13 protein-coding genes are annotated in these 14,283 nt (G+C 70.0%); 11 read left to right on the forward strand and 2 right to left on the reverse strand.

Translation table 11 applies throughout. The features are described 5' to 3' along the window. The first annotated feature begins 241 nt into the window (after window positions 1-241). The 11 genes from LBW94_RS10570 to LBW94_RS10620 all read left to right on the forward strand — a co-directional run bounded on the left by LBW94_RS10570 (window position 242) and on the right by LBW94_RS10620 (window position 11,994). Window positions 242-436, forward strand: coding sequence for a ubiquitin-like protein Pup (locus LBW94_RS10570; RefSeq protein ID WP_225053527.1), 195 nt, complete (start codon window positions 242-244; stop codon window positions 434-436). Window positions 437-450: 14 nt separating this feature from the next. Next, complete coding sequence (prcB, locus tag LBW94_RS10575) at window positions 451-1,308, forward strand: proteasome subunit beta (RefSeq protein WP_255633572.1); 858 nt, start codon at window positions 451-453, stop codon at window positions 1,306-1,308. After that, entirely contained in the window at window positions 1,305-2,096 is a 792-nt protein-coding gene (gene prcA / locus LBW94_RS10580) for a proteasome subunit alpha (protein WP_225053529.1), read from the forward strand. The genes prcB and prcA overlap by 4 nt, the downstream gene beginning before the upstream one ends. A 205-nt stretch (window positions 2,097-2,301) precedes the next feature. Beyond that, on the forward strand, window positions 2,302-3,660 hold the full coding sequence (gene pafA / locus LBW94_RS10585; RefSeq protein ID WP_225053531.1) for a Pup--protein ligase: 1,359 nt from the start codon (window positions 2,302-2,304) through the stop codon (window positions 3,658-3,660). A gap of 94 nt (window positions 3,661-3,754) precedes the next feature. Then, window positions 3,755-4,747, forward strand: coding sequence for a helix-turn-helix transcriptional regulator (locus LBW94_RS10590; RefSeq protein ID WP_225053532.1), 993 nt, complete (start codon window positions 3,755-3,757; stop codon window positions 4,745-4,747). Further along, window positions 4,744-5,745, forward strand: a complete 1,002-nt coding sequence (locus LBW94_RS10595; RefSeq protein ID WP_225053534.1) for a helix-turn-helix transcriptional regulator — start codon at window positions 4,744-4,746, stop codon at window positions 5,743-5,745. The genes LBW94_RS10590 and LBW94_RS10595 overlap by 4 nt, the downstream gene beginning before the upstream one ends. Further along, window positions 5,742-6,953, forward strand: a complete 1,212-nt coding sequence (locus LBW94_RS10600; RefSeq protein WP_225053536.1) for a 2-dehydropantoate 2-reductase — start codon at window positions 5,742-5,744, stop codon at window positions 6,951-6,953. Before LBW94_RS10595 ends, LBW94_RS10600 begins: the two co-directional genes overlap by 4 nt. Window positions 6,954-7,016: 63 nt before the next feature. Next, window positions 7,017-7,289: a Sec-independent protein translocase subunit TatA gene (gene tatA, locus LBW94_RS10605; protein WP_225053537.1), complete on the forward strand. Its 273-nt coding sequence runs from the start codon at window positions 7,017-7,019 to the stop codon at window positions 7,287-7,289. A gap of 136 nt (window positions 7,290-7,425) precedes the next feature. Then, window positions 7,426-8,409: a twin-arginine translocase subunit TatC gene (gene tatC / locus LBW94_RS10610; RefSeq protein WP_225053850.1), complete on the forward strand. Its 984-nt coding sequence runs from the start codon at window positions 7,426-7,428 to the stop codon at window positions 8,407-8,409. Between the two features lie 3 nt (window positions 8,410-8,412). Next, entirely contained in the window at window positions 8,413-11,109 is a 2,697-nt protein-coding gene (locus tag LBW94_RS10615) for a DEAD/DEAH box helicase (RefSeq protein ID WP_225053539.1), read from the forward strand. Window positions 11,110-11,274: 165 nt separating this feature from the next. Then, entirely contained in the window at window positions 11,275-11,994 is a 720-nt protein-coding gene (locus LBW94_RS10620) for a DUF4333 domain-containing protein (protein WP_225053541.1), read from the forward strand. Between the two features lie 58 nt (window positions 11,995-12,052). On the opposite strand, the gene LBW94_RS10625 is transcribed toward LBW94_RS10620, so the two are convergent. Next, window positions 12,053-13,009 (reverse strand): 5'-3' exonuclease, encoded by a 957-nt coding sequence (locus LBW94_RS10625; protein WP_225053543.1) that lies wholly within the window; start codon window positions 13,007-13,009, stop codon window positions 12,053-12,055. A gap of 163 nt (window positions 13,010-13,172) precedes the next feature. Beyond that, window positions 13,173-13,703 carry a hypothetical protein gene (locus LBW94_RS10630; RefSeq protein ID WP_225053545.1) on the reverse strand — a complete coding sequence of 177 codons (531 nt, stop codon included), beginning with the start codon at window positions 13,701-13,703 and terminating at the stop codon, window positions 13,173-13,175. Window positions 13,704-14,283: the final 580 nt, after the last annotated feature.

The raw sequence follows: 14,283 nt of genomic DNA on the forward strand, positions 1-14,283 counted from the left end.
CGCCCGCCCCGGCCGGACAGCAAAGCCTCACAAAGTTGTTCGCCGCCCGTCTCGATCCTGGACCGACGGAGCGGAGGAGCGGAGGAGGGAAGGATCGAGACTCAAGGCCGGCGAACCCGCCGGAGCGAAGCGGAGGCCAAAGATACTGCATGTTGTCACCGCTGATGGGTAGTGTTGGGGTACGAGCGCCGGATCTTCTCCGGTGCTCGCCGAAGATCAGTACACGAGGAGGTCGGCTGCTATGGCACAAGAGCAGACCAAGCGCGCCGGTGGCGGCGACGAGGACGAGGGCCCGAGCGGGGACGGTGCGGCCGGACAGGAGCGTCGCGAGAAGCTGGCGGAGGAGACCGACGACCTGCTCGACGAGATCGATGACGTGCTCGAGGAGAACGCCGAGGACTTCGTGCGCGCATACGTTCAGAAAGGCGGCCAGTGACATCCGGTGACCCCATGCGTCTCCACCCGGGGTACGCCTTGTCATCCTTCTCCGAACACCTGCGAGAGCACGCGCCGGAACTGTTGCCTTCCAACCGTTTCGCTGCCGTAGCCGACGCCGCCCCCCGTGGGGCGGCGTCGCCGGACATCGCCCCGCACGGCACCACGATCGTCGCGGTCGCCTACCGCGGCGGCGTCCTGATCGCCGGTGACCGCCGCGCGACCCAGGGCAACCTGCTCGCCAGCCGCGACATGGAGAAGGTCTACATCACCGACACCTATTCCGCGGCGGGCATCGCCGGCACGGCGGGGGTGGCGGTCGAGATGATCCGGCTGTTCGCGGTGGAGCTGGAGTACTACGAGAAGATCGAGGGCGTGTCCCTCACCTTCGACGGTAAGGCCAACAAGCTGTCGAAGATGGTCCGAGACAACCTGCCGGCCGCCATGCAGGGCCTGGCCGTGGTGCCGATCCTGGTCGGCTACGACCCGGCCGCGACCGATCCCGATCGGTCCGGCCGCATGGTGTCCTACGACGTGGTCGGCGGTCGCAGCGAGGAGCGCTTCGGCTACACCGCGGTCGGTTCGGGTTCGTTGTTCGCCAAGTCGTCGCTCAAGAAGACGTACCGCCGCGGCATCGACCAGTCCCGCGCCCTGCGGATCGCGGTCGAGGCACTGCTGGACGCCTCCGACGACGACACCGCCACCGGCGGGCCGGACCTGCTGCGCAACATCTATCCCACGGCGATCGTGATCGACGCCGAGGGTGCGGAGGAAGTGTCGGACGAGCGGCTGGCGGAGATCGCCCGGTCGATCGTCGACGAGCGGTCGGCCGGTGCGGCCGCCTCGTCTTCGGAAGGGAGCGTCACAGCATGACACTGCCGTACTACGCGTCGGCCGAACAGATCATGCGCGACAAGACGGAACTTGCGCGCAAAGGCATCGCCCGGGGCCGCAGTGTCGTGGTGCTGGTGTACGACAAGGGTGTGCTGTTCGTCGCGGAGAATCCCTCGGCGACGCTGCACAAGGTGAGTGAGTTGTACGACCGCATCGGGTTCGCGGCCGTGGGCAAGTACAACGAATTCGAGAATCTGCGGCGGGGCGGCATTCTGCAGGCCGACCTGCGTGGTTACCAGTACGACCGGCGCGATGTCACCGGCCGGGCGCTGGCGAACATGTACGCGTCCACGCTGGGCACCATCTTCACCGATCAGTTGAAGCCGTTCGAGGTGGAGATCTGCATCGGTGAGGTCGGCTATCCGGGGCAGTCGGAGAATTCGGTGCTGTACCGGATCAACTTCGACGGTTCCATCGTCGACGAGCGGCAGTACGTGGTGATGGGCGGTAACACCGACCCCATCGTCACCGCGCTGAAGTCGTCGTATCGGTCCGGCCTGGATCTGGCCGAGGCGATCGGCGTCGCCGTGCAGGCGTTGCAGAAGGGCAGCCCGGAGGCCGACAAGGAGAAGCGCGCCATCGGCGTAGGCTCGCTGGAGGTCGCCACGCTGGAGCAGTCCCGTCCGCGCCGGTCCTTCCGGCGCATCGGCGGGCCCACCCTGGAGGAGTTGCTGAGCACCGCGACCGAGGGCGCGAAGCAGCCCGCGGCCGACGGTGCGCCGGAAGAGTCCGAAACCCCTTCGGCGGGAGACCCTTCCAACCCGTAGCCCGTTCCGCACCTCGGGTCCGGCCCCTGGCACTCGTTACCACCGAGTGCCGAGGGGCCGGACTCGTTCATGTGGGCGTAGCGGGTGTTTACGCAGGTGCGGGGTCTGGTTCCACCCCCCGCCATACCCGATCGTTGTGAACCCATATATAACGGGTCCCGCCGACAGCCCCGTACCGGCATTCGAGCGCTGTAATGTCGATAGGGTGCAGCGACGAATCATGGGGATCGAGACCGAATTCGGGGTGACGTGTACGTTCCACGGCCACCGTCGGTTGAGCCCTGACGAGGTGGCCCGGTATCTTTTCCGCCGGGTGGTTTCCTGGGGCCGTAGCTCGAACGTATTCCTCCGCAACGGTGCCCGCCTCTACCTCGACGTCGGCTCCCATCCGGAGTACGCCACGGCCGAATGTGACTCGCTCGTGCAGCTGGTCACGCACGATCGGGCCGGTGAGCGGGTACTCGAGGAGCTGTTGATCGACGCCGAGCAGCGGCTGGCAGAGGAGGGCATCGGCGGGGACATCTATCTGTTCAAGAACAACACCGACTCCGCGGGCAACTCCTACGGCTGCCACGAGAACTTCCTCGTGGTGCGGGCCGGGGAATTCTCCCGGATCTCCGACGTGTTGTTGCCGTTCCTGGTCACCCGCCAGCTGATCTGCGGCGCCGGCAAGGTGCTCCAGACGCCGAAGGCGGCGACCTTCTGCCTCTCGCAGCGGGCGGAGCACATCTGGGAGGGTGTGTCGTCGGCCACCACCCGGTCGCGGCCGATCATCAACACCCGCGACGAGCCGCACGCCGACGCGGAGAAGTACCGGCGCCTGCACGTCATCGTCGGCGATTCGAACATGGCCGAATCCACCACGATGCTGAAGGTGGGCACCGCGTCGCTGGTGCTGGAGATGATCGAGGCCGGCGTCTCCTTCCGCGACTTCGCGCTCGACAATCCGATCCGGGCCATCCGCGAGGTCAGCCACGACCTGACCGGCCGTCGCCCGGTGCGGCTGGCCGGCGGGCGGCAGGCCAGCGCCCTCGACATCCAGCGCGAGTACTACACCCGCGCCGTCGAGCATCTGCGCAACCGCGAGCGGGATCCGCAGGTCGACGCGGTGGTGGACCTGTGGGGCCGCACCCTCGACGCCGTCGAGGCGCAGGATTTCGCCAAGGTCGACACCGAGATCGACTGGGTGATCAAGCGCAAGCTGTTCCAGCGCTACCAGGACCGCTACAACATGGAGCTGTCCGATCCCAAGATCGCCCAGCTGGATCTGGCCTACCACGACATCAAGCGTGGTCGCGGCGTGTTCGACCTGTTGCAGCGCAAGGGCCTGGCCAAGCGGGTCACCGAGGACGAGGCGGTCGACGCGGCGGTCACCACGCCGCCGCAGACCACCCGGGCCAAGCTGCGCGGCGACTTCATCACCGCCGCTCAGGAGGCCGGTCGCGATTTCACCGTCGACTGGGTGCACCTGAAGCTCAACGATCAGGCCCAGCGCACGGTGCTCTGCAAGGACCCGTTCCGTTCGGTCGACGAGCGCGTCGACCGGCTGATCGCCTCGATGTAGTTCGGCCCGCACCGCCGCGGTGCGACACGCCCCGCCGTCCCGGACACCCAGACCGGGACGACGGGGCGCACGTCTGCCGATTACTCTCTATCGGGTGGCGATATCCAAGGTCGAGCGGCTGATGAATCTGGTCATCGCGCTGCTGTCGACCCGGCAGTTCCTGACCGCGGAGCGGATTCGCGACAGCGTGGCCGGATACGACGACTCCGCCAGCGACGAGGCGTTCAGCCGCATGTTCGAGCGCGACAAGGCCGAGCTGCGTGACCTGGGCATTCCGCTGGAGGTCGGGCCGGTCAGCCGGTACACCGCGCAGGAGGGGTACCGCATCAATCGCGATGCGTACGAGCTGCCCGACATCGATCTGACCAGCGAGGAGGCCGCCGCGGTCGCGGTGGCCGTGCAGTTGTGGGAGTCGCCGGAGCTGGCGGCCGCGGCCGAGAGCGCGCTGCTGAAGCTCCGGGCGGCCGGCATCCATGTGGAGCCGGACGCGGCGGTGGCCTCGGTGCCGTCGGTCCCGGCCCGCACCCGAGGTTCGGACGCCGCGCTGGGCAAACTGCTGGCGGCCGTCGACGCGGGCCGCGCGGTGCGCTTCGAACATCGGGTCTCGCAGCGGGAACCGTATGTGATGCGTGATGTGGAGCCGTGGGGTGTGGTGACCCACCACGGCCGCTGGTACCTGGTCGGCTACGACCGGGTCCGGGCCGCGCCACGCACCTTCCGGCTGTCCCGGATCGGGGAGGATGTCACCGCGTACGGTCCGGAGAACGCCGTGCACAAGCCGGAGGGCGTCGACCTGCGCCGGATCGTCACCGAGGTGACCGGCGCCGCGCCGGTGATCGGTAGCGCCACCGTATGGATCGCCGACGGCCGCGCCCAGGAGATCCGCCGGCTGGGCGTGTTGGTGGAGGAACGTGTTCTCGGCGGCCGGCCGGGCGCGATCGTCGAGGTGCCGGTGCGGTCGCGGGGCTGGCTGGCCCGGCTGATCACCGGCCTCGGGGCGGACGCGCTGGTGCTGGCGCCCGCCGATCTGCGGGCCGATGTGATCGCAAGGCTGGAATCGGTGCTGCAGGAGGTTCGGCTCAGTTGAGCGGTCGGTTGTCCACGCGGCTGTCGCGGCTGCTGAACATGGTCCCGTATTTCCTCGCCCACCCCGGCATCAGCGCCGCGGAGGCCGCCGACGATCTCGGCGTGACCACCAAACAGCTGATGAGCGATCTGAACCAGCTGTGGATGTGCGGTCTGCCCGGCTACGGTCCCGGTGATCTGATCGATCTGTCGTTCTCCGAGGAGAGCATCGAGGTCACCTTCTCCGCTGGGATGGATCGCCCGCTGCGGCTGACCTCGACCGAGGCGACCGCGCTGCTGGTGGCGCTGCGGTCGCTGGCCGACCTGCCCGGCATGGTGGACCCGTCGGCCGCGCAGTCGGCGATGGCGAAGATCGAGTCGGCCATCGCCGGTGTCACCGCGCACGCCCCGGCCGCTCCGGTGACCCGCGTGGAGGCGCCCGCGGTCACCGCGGTCCGGTCCGCGCTGGCGGGCAGCAGCGCCTTGCGGCTGGTCTACTATTCGGCCAGCCGGGACGTGGTCTCCGAGCGGGTGGTCGACCCGATCCGGATCGTGTTGGTGGACAACAACTCCTACTTGCAGGCGTGGTGCCGGCAGGCCGAGGGCGTGCGATTGTTCCGGCTCGACCGCATCGAGGAGGCCGTGGAACTCGCCGAGCCCGCGCGCCCGCCGAGCCACGCCATCGACGAGTCGGCCGCGCTCGACCTGTTCTCCGGTGCTCCGGCGGTGCCGTTGGCGCACTTGCGCATCCACCCCGATTTCGACTGGGTGCTGGACCAGTACCCGATGCAGCGGGTCGCGGTCCACCCGGACGGCAGTGTGGACGCCACCATGCGATTCGCGACCCTGGACTGGATGGCCCGGCTGCTGCTGGGATTCGGCGCGAGCGTCACGGTGCTGGGTCCGGCCGATCTGGTCGCCGCGGTGCGTGAGCGATCGGGCGCCGCCCTGGACGCCTACCGGACGCTGGCCGAGACCGACCTCGACCGGCCCGCCATCGAGGAGGTCGGTCCCGCTTGACGTTCCGGGTGACGGTGTTCGGCGCCGGCAGCATCGGCATCTTCGTGGGCGGGAAACTGGCGGCCGCGGGTGCGGAGATCACCTTCGTCGGGCGGCCGCGGCTGCTGGACGAGATCACCGTGGCCGGATTGCGACTGTCGGACCTCGACGGCGGCGACGACCGGGTGGCGTCGGCGGCGTTCCGGGTGGTGACCGCGCTGGACACCGTTCCCGCGACGCCGTCCGCGGCCATCGCCCCGGAGCCGCTCGCAGCGGCAACACCGGAATCGCCTGCGGCAACGCCGGAGCCGCTTGCGGCAAAGCCGGAGCCGCCTGCGGCAGCGATCTCGGAATCGCCCGCGACCGCGCAGTCGCCGGCGGCGGTCCCCGCGGATCTGGTGCTGGTCACGGTGAAATCCGGGCAGACCGCCGACGCGGCCCGCGCCCTGGCCGAGCGGATCGGGCCGGACACGGTCGTGCTGAGCCTGCAGAACGGGATCGGCAACGACGCGGTGCTGCGCGAGCTGTTGCCGACGTGCGTGACGCTGGCGGGCGTGGTGATGTTCAATGTCGTGCATCACGGGCACGGGCACTTTCATCGCGGTACCGACGGCGGGCTGGCCGTTGCCGACGATCCGGCGCTGCAACGGTTCGGGCCGCTGTTCCGCCGGGCCGGTCTGCCCCTGGACAGGCACGCCGATCTGCTGCCGGTGCAGTGGGCGAAGCTGCTGCTGAACCTCAACAACCCGATCAACGCACTGTCCGGGCGGTCTTTGCGGGAGGAACTCCAGCACCGGGACTACCGCCGCTGCCTGGCCCTGGCCCAGTCGGAGGCGCTGACGGTGATGCGGGCGGCCCACATCCGCCCGGCGCGGCTCACGGTGTTGCCGCCGCGGCTGCTCGCCCGCCTGCTGACGGCGCCGGACGGGCTGTTCCGGCGAGTGGCCGGATCGGTGCTGGCGGTGGACCCGATGGCCCGGTCCTCGATGGCCGACGATCTGGCGCTGGGCCGGCCCACGGAGATCGCCTGGCTGTCCGGGGAGATCGTGAATCTGGGCGGTATGGTCGGGGTGCCCACCCCGGTGAACGGCCGGCTGGTGGAGCTGATCGGTGCCGCCGAACGCGGCGACACCCGCACCTGGACGGGTTCCGAACTGCTGGCGGCGCTGCACGAGGCCCGTGCGGGTGGTCCGGCCGGGGTGGGAAAACGCCGGGCCAACGGGAGCTGACGGGCGAGTTGGCTGTTCTTCGGTCCGGTAGCATCGAATGGACCACGTCTTCTGGAGGTTTCGATGGGTTCTCTGAGCGCCACGCACTGGCTGTTGATCGCGCTGGTGTTCGTGCTGCTGTTCGGCGCCAAGCGGCTGCCGGACGCGGCCCGTGGCCTGGGCAGGTCGCTGCGCATCTTCAAGAGCGAGATGCAGGAGATGCAGACCGAGGGCGGTAAGTCCGCGCCCGCGGCCGGTACCCCGGCGGCGAGCACCCCGGCCCCGGCCGAACTGCCGTCCGCGCAGCCGACCGTGAACCCGGCGGCACAGGCCAACCCGGATCTGCACAAGGCCTGACCGGGCCGAGCACGACCGGACGGGCGAGTGCCCGTCCGTGATGGGCGTTGTCCCGCGCCGGATCGGCGCGCCGGGCAGCGCCCGATGAGACTGTTCGAGTCCGGCCGCCGATCACGAGGCAGAGACATCCATGCGAATCCGCATCCCGTTCGACCCCCGGCGCAGCCGGCGCAAGGTCAACCCCGACGGCACCATGTCGTTGGTCGAGCACTTGCAGGAGCTGCGCTCCCGGGTGCTGAAGGCGCTGGCGGCGGTCGCGATCACGACGGCTCTCGGGTTCCTCTGGTATTCGCACTCGTTCCTGGGGATCGAGAGTCTCGGTGACATCCTGCGCGGCCCGTACTGTTCGCTGCCGGCCTCGCATCGCGCGGCGCTGAGCCCCGACGGCGCCTGCCGGCTGCTCGCTACCGCGCCGTTCGAGCAGTTCATGCTGCGCCTGAAGGTCGGGCTGACCGCCGGTGTGGTCATGGCCTGCCCGGTCTGGCTGTACCAGCTGTGGGCGTTCATCACACCCGGGCTGTACGCGAAGGAGCGCCGGTACGCGCTGTCGTTCGTCGGCACCGGCGCGCTGCTGTTCGTGGCCGGTGCGGTGCTGGCGTACTGGGTCGTCGCGCACGCCCTCGGCTTCCTGATGGGTATCGGCAGCAACGTCCAGATCACCGCGCTGTCCGGCTCGCAATACTTCGGCTTCATCATTCAGCTGCTGATCATCTTCGGGGTGAGTTTCGAGACGCCGCTGCTGGTCGTGGGCCTCAACATGATCGGCATCCTCAGCTACGAGCGGCTGAAGAAATGGCGGCGCGGGCTGATCTTCGGCATGTTCTTGTTCGCGGCGATCGTGACCCCGCAGGACCCGATCTCGATGCTCTCGCTGGCCGCCGCGCTGACCCTGTTGTTCGAGGTCGCGGTGCAGATATCGCGGATCAACGACCGCCGTCGCCGGCGTCGTGGCGACACCTGGGGTGCGCTGTCCGACGACGAGGCGTCGCCGTTGCCGGGGTCGTCGGAGGCGATCGGCGCGGCCGATCCCGTCGCGTCCACACAGCCGATCGCCTCGGCCGCTTCCTTGCAGTCCGAGAAAACGACGCGACCCGTGTCGGACTGGTCCGATACGCTCTGAGGAGTGGCACAACGGTCGCTGACTGGCGAACTCGCGGCATTCGCCGCCGAACTGTCCTTCACTCTCGATCCGTTCCAGCAGCAGGCGTGTGAGTCGCTGCAGGGCGGGCACAGCGTGCTGGTCTGCGCTCCCACGGGAGCCGGGAAAACGGTGGTCGGTGAGTTCGCGGTGCATCTGGCGCTCGCGGCGGGCGGCAAATGCTTCTACACCACGCCGATCAAGGCGCTGTCCAACCAGAAATACGCCGACCTGGTCGAGCGGTACGGCCGCGACACCGTCGGCCTGCTCACCGGCGACCAGTCGGTGAACCCGACGGCGCCGGTGGTGGTGATGACCACCGAGGTGCTGCGCAACATGCTGTACGCGAGTTCCGACACGCTCACCGCGCTGGCGTTCGTGGTCATGGACGAGGTGCACTATCTGGCCGATCGCTTCCGCGGCGCGGTGTGGGAGGAGGTCATCCTGCATCTGCCGCCCGATGTCCGGCTGGTCAGCCTGTCGGCGACGGTGAGCAACGCCGAGGAGTTCGGCGCCTGGATGGAGACCGTGCGCGGCGACACCGCCGTCATCGTCGACGAGACGCGCCCGGTCCCGCTGTGGCAGCACGTACTGGTCGGGCGGCGGCTGTTCGATCTGTTCGACCAGAACTCGAGCGATCAGAAGGTGGTCGTCGACAAGGAACTGGTGCGCTACATCGAGCACCGCGAGACCGCCGACCGGGTGAACGGCTGGGGCAGCGGCCCCCGGTACCGCGGTGGCGGTCCGCGCCGCGACGGCCGGTCGGTCCCGCGCCCGGAGATGCTGGCGCGGCTCGACGACGAGGGCCTGCTGCCCGCGATCACCTTCATCTTCAGCCGGGCCGGGTGCGACGGCGCGCTGGCGCAGTGCCTGCGGTCGCGGCTGGATCTGTCGCGGACCGAGGAGTTCGACGAGGTCGACGCCATCATCGAGAAGCACACCGGCGATCTGCCGCGCGCGGATCTGGAGGTGCTCGGCTACTGGGATTGGCGGGAGGCGCTGCATCGCGGCCTGGCCGCACACCACGCCGGGATGCTGCCGGCGTTCCGGCACACCGTGGAGGAGCTGTTCGTCCGCGGTCTGGTGCGGGCGGTGTTCGCGACCGAGACGCTGGCGCTGGGCATCAACATGCCCGCCCGGACAGTGGTGCTGGAGCGGCTGGTCAAGTTCAACGGTGAATCGCACGCCGAACTCACTCCCGGCGAATACACCCAGCTGACCGGCCGGGCCGGTCGCCGTGGCATCGACGTCGAGGGGCATGCGGTGGTGGTGTGGCATCCCGACGTCGACACCAGCGCCGTCGCCGGCCTCGCCTCCACCCGGACCTACCCGCTGCGCAGTTCGTTCCGGCCCGGCTACAACATGTCGATCAACCTGATCGACCGGATGGGGGCCGAGCAGTCGCGGGAACTGCTGGAGCGGTCGTTCGCGCAGTTCCAGGCGGACCGGTCGGTGGTCGGCCTGATCCGCGGCATCGAGCGCAACGAGGGGCAGTTGCGCAAGCTGCGGTCGCAGATCGGTGACGATTCGGTGCTGGAGTACCTGTCGCTGCGCGATCGGCTGAAGCAGCGCGAACGCGATCTGGAGCGGCAGGGCCGCGCGGACCGCCGGGGTGAGTCGGTGGCCTCGCTGACCGCGCTGCGCCGCGGCGACGTGGTCGCGATCCCGGCCGGTCGTCGGCAGGGCCTGGCGGTGATCCTGGAACCGGATGCGACGCCGGGCGACCCCCGCCCGCTGGTGCTCACCGCGGACAAGTGGGCCGGGCGGATCTCCGCCGCTGATTTCCCGACTCCGGCCCAGCCGCTGGGCCGGATGCGGCTGCCGCGGCACGTCGACCACCGCACCGCCCGCACCCGCAGCGACCTGGCCTCCGCGCTGCGCGGCACCGGACTGGTCCCGCCCGGCCGGCAGCGGCGGGGCGCCCGCGCGCGGGCCGCCGACGACCGGGAGTTGATGACGTTGCGGCGGGCGCTGCGGTCGCATCCGGCGCACAACCGTCCCGATCGGGAACAGCTGGCGCGAACGGGCGAGCGGTTCGCCCGGCTGGAGCGTGAGACCGAGTCGATGCGCCGGCAGGTCGCCACCACGACCAACTCGCTGGCCCGCACCTTCGACCGGATCGTGGCGCTGCTGGTGGACCGCGGCTATGTCGCCGACGGCGAGGTCACCGCCGACGGCCGCCGGCTGGCCCGCATCTACACCGAGGCCGATCTGGTGGTGGCCGAATGCCTGCGGCAGTGGCGCTGGCGGGGGCTGGGCCCGGCCGAACTGGCCGCGGTGGTGTCGATTCTGGTGTATGAATCCCGTTCGGAGGGCGGCGTGCTGGGCGCCGCCGGGCCCACCGCGCCGATCCGCCGGGCGGTCGCCGACACCATTGCCGTGTGGGGGGAGTTGCGCACCGACGAAGCGCGGTTCAAGCTGGATCCGACGCGTGAGCCGGATCTGGGCTTCGTGACCGGCATCCACAAGTGGGCGCGCGGCGACGGTCTGGCCGAATCCCTGCTGGCCAGCGGGGACCAGGGCAACGCGCTGTCGGCGGGTGATTTCGTGCGCTGGTGCCGGCAGGTCATCGACCTGCTGGACCAGATCCACAACACCGCCGACGATGTGGAGGTCGCCGCCACCGCCGCCAAGGCGGTGCGGGCCATCCGCCGTGGCGTGGTCGCGGTGGACGCGGCGTAGGAGGGCCGTGACAGGGCCGCCGAGCGCCGGACCCGCCGAACGTGGTGGGAGGCATCCAACATGGCTGGACTGTGATTGGATGGCTTCGTGTACCGGCCGTAGTGAGCGGGAGTTCTCATTGCGGGGGCAACATGTTGTAGGACGAGTGCGAGTGGAGGCAGGCAGATGAGCGGCCCGTTCGGCCCGAACGAGACCCCTGGTCCAGGGGAGGGGCGTAGCAACGATCCGACCCAGGTCTGGGGCGGTCAGCAGTCCGGTGGTCAGGCGGCCCCCACCCAGCAGAACTGGAGCGGCCAGCAGCAGCCGCCCGCCGCCCAGCCCTGGGGCCAGTCCCAGCCGCAGTGGTCGCAGCAGCCACAACAGCAGTGGGGGAATCAGCCGAGCCAGCCCGCGTGGGCTCAGCCGACGACGCAGCACCAGTGGGAGCCCACCCAGCAGCAGACGCCGCAGTGGGGCCAGCAGCCGCAACAGCAATGGGGGCAGCAGCCGCAGCAGCCGTGGGGGCAGCAGCCGCAGTGGGGGCAGGCGCCCAGCCAGGCGCCGTCGCTGGATTCGCTGACCACCACGCGCAAGAAGTCCCGTAAGGGCCTCTACGCGGTCCTCGGCGCGGTCGTCGCCCTGATCGTGGTGGTGGTCGCGGTGCTGGCGTTCGTCCTGGGCAGCAGCGACAAGCTGGACAACAAGGCCGTCCAGGACGGCGTGTCGAAGGTGCTGAAGGATTCCTACGGCATCGATGACGTCCAGGGTGTGAGCTGCCCGTCGGGCCAGAAGGTCGAGGTCGGCAAGACCTTCAACTGCGATTTGAAGGTCAGCGGCGAGGCGAAGCACGTCACGGTCAAGGTCACCAAGACCGACGGCACCTACGAGGTCGGCCGCCCGAACTGACGAGCGGACCGGCCGTCCGGCGGGCGAGCCACGGCCGGTAACCGTGGCTCGTTGTGCCTCAACGCTTTCCGAGTGCCTTGATCAACCGCTGCACCGGGCTCTCGGCGTTGTAACCGGCGGCCAGCGCGAGCAGCCGATCGGGATCGGCGGGGGTGGCGGGCAGCAGATCCGGGCCGGAGAGCGCGACCTCCGCGTCGCGTACCACCCGCACCACCGGCGCCGCGGCCTTCAGATAGTCGTCGGCCACAGCGAGTTTCGCCCGCACCCCCTTGGCCAGGTCGGCGGCCGGATCCTGGACGGCCGCCACCAGATTCTCCAGGGTGCCGAAGCGGGAGATGAGGACGGCGGCGGACTTGTCGCCGATCCCGGCCACGCCCGGCAGACCGTCGGAGGCGTCGCCGCGCAGGGTCGCCATGTCGGCGTATGCCGGACCGGCATTACCCTGCGGCACACCGTATTTCGCGGAGACCTCGGCGGGGCCGAACAACTCGGCCTTGGCCAGCCCGCGGCCCACGTAGAACACCCGCACCGGCGGAGCGGGCTCGTCGCGGACCAGTTGCAGCAGATCGCGGTCGCCGCTGACAACGATCACCGGCGTGTCCCGTTCCCGATCGGCGAGGGTCCCGATGACATCGTCGGCCTCCAGCCCGTCCGCGCCGGCGGTGGCGATCCCGGCCGCACCGAGCACCTCCAGGATCATGTCCACCTGCGGGGTGAGGATATCGGGCACCTCCTCGACACTGCCGCTCCCGCTCTCCTCGGCCACCCGGTGCGCCTTGTACGAGGGCAGCAGGTCGACCCGGAACCGTGGCCGCCAGTCGAGATCGAGGCACACCGCCAACCGGCTGGGCCGGTGCTGGGTGATCAGCGCCGCCACCATGTCGGTGAAACCCCGTAGCGCGTTCACCGGCCGGCCGTCCGGCGCGGTGATCTTGTCCGGGATGGCGTAGAAGGCCCGGAACCACAGACTGGCCCCGTCGAGCAGCAGCAACGGACCCGCAGCAGGTGAGCTCATGGCTGCTCACGCTACAGGGGAGGCCCGACAAGGTCGGCGCCTGCGCCTCGTCGCGGCCAGCGGATCTTCAGCGGGAGCACCGCCAACGCGTGCGACGGAAAGGTCAGGGGCACAACGCAGTCTATCCACGCGTGGCCGACCGGCCGGCGGCGTCGGCGCCGGATCAGTGGCGGCGCCGGGCTTCCCAGCGCCTTCGGGCGGCCGGTACGACCCGGCCGGCTTGCGATCGCCGGCGATGGGCCGGCTGCGGTAGCCGCGTGTCCCGCAGCCGGCGGGGAAACTCCGGCGCCAGGTCTCCGATGGTGTGCAACCAGCGGTTCGGGGCCGGTTCGGGGTGGGTGCGATCGGCGGCGGGGCGACGGAACCAGGTGACCGCGCCGGGATGGAACAGCAGCGCCAGGATCGCGATGCTCGCTGCCAGGCCGAGCAGGCCCGTGGGGTACGGGTGGCCGAGGCCGATGAGGCCGATCAGTACCGAGACGGCGGTGACCACGACGGCCGTGGTGCGTATCCCGTTGCCGCCGTGTTCGAAGAAGAACGCCGATGCTCCCAGGATCAGGGCACAGCAGTAGGTCGCCAGCGTCTCCGCGGCCGATATCGCGCCGGAGGAGAGGGCGGTGACGAAGATCAGCAGCACGCCGCCGGCGGCATGAACCCAGGCGAGGGTTCGGGCGGCCTGTACCGGGAGCGGCATGCCCGAGCCCGGTCGGTGGAATCGGGTGAGATCCGTTCCGTAGCCCGGTTCGTGCGGGAGCACTTCTTCCCGGCGATAGGCGTGCCGGGGCCGGTAGCTCCGGTCGGGGTGGAGTAGCCATCGATATGGTTGTGGCAGAACATGATTCGACACACTCGGAGCAGGTGGCGGATAGGGCGGCCCGGCGGCGGGCGGCCCGGCGGGTTCCCATCCGGGTTCCGGTCGTATCGGTGGCAGTTCGGCGGTCGGCAGATCCGGTGTGAGCTCATGTGCAGGCGCCGCCCCGGCGTGGTCGGGGGAGGGCGGATTCGGTGCGAGGGGCGGTACCGGGCGGAGTTCCCGGTCGGTGGGCGGGTCTGCCGGTGCGGGCTCGGGGGCCGGTGCCGGCCGGGGCTGGTCGGCGTGCGCGCCGATGTCCGGTTCCGTCATCCCATGTCGCCTTCCGCGTGTGCGGTCTCACCACCCGCTCGTCGAGGGCGTGGAATCGGGCGGGCGGGGCACGGTGTGCCGGTGCGCGAATCGCGGCGAATCCTCGGTGAACGGAGCATCAGCAGCCTAGCCGGGCGGATCGGGGTGCGCT

This window comes from Nocardia sp. alder85J (genome assembly GCF_020176955.2).
Lineage (GTDB): Bacteria > Actinomycetota > Actinomycetes > Mycobacteriales > Mycobacteriaceae > Nocardia.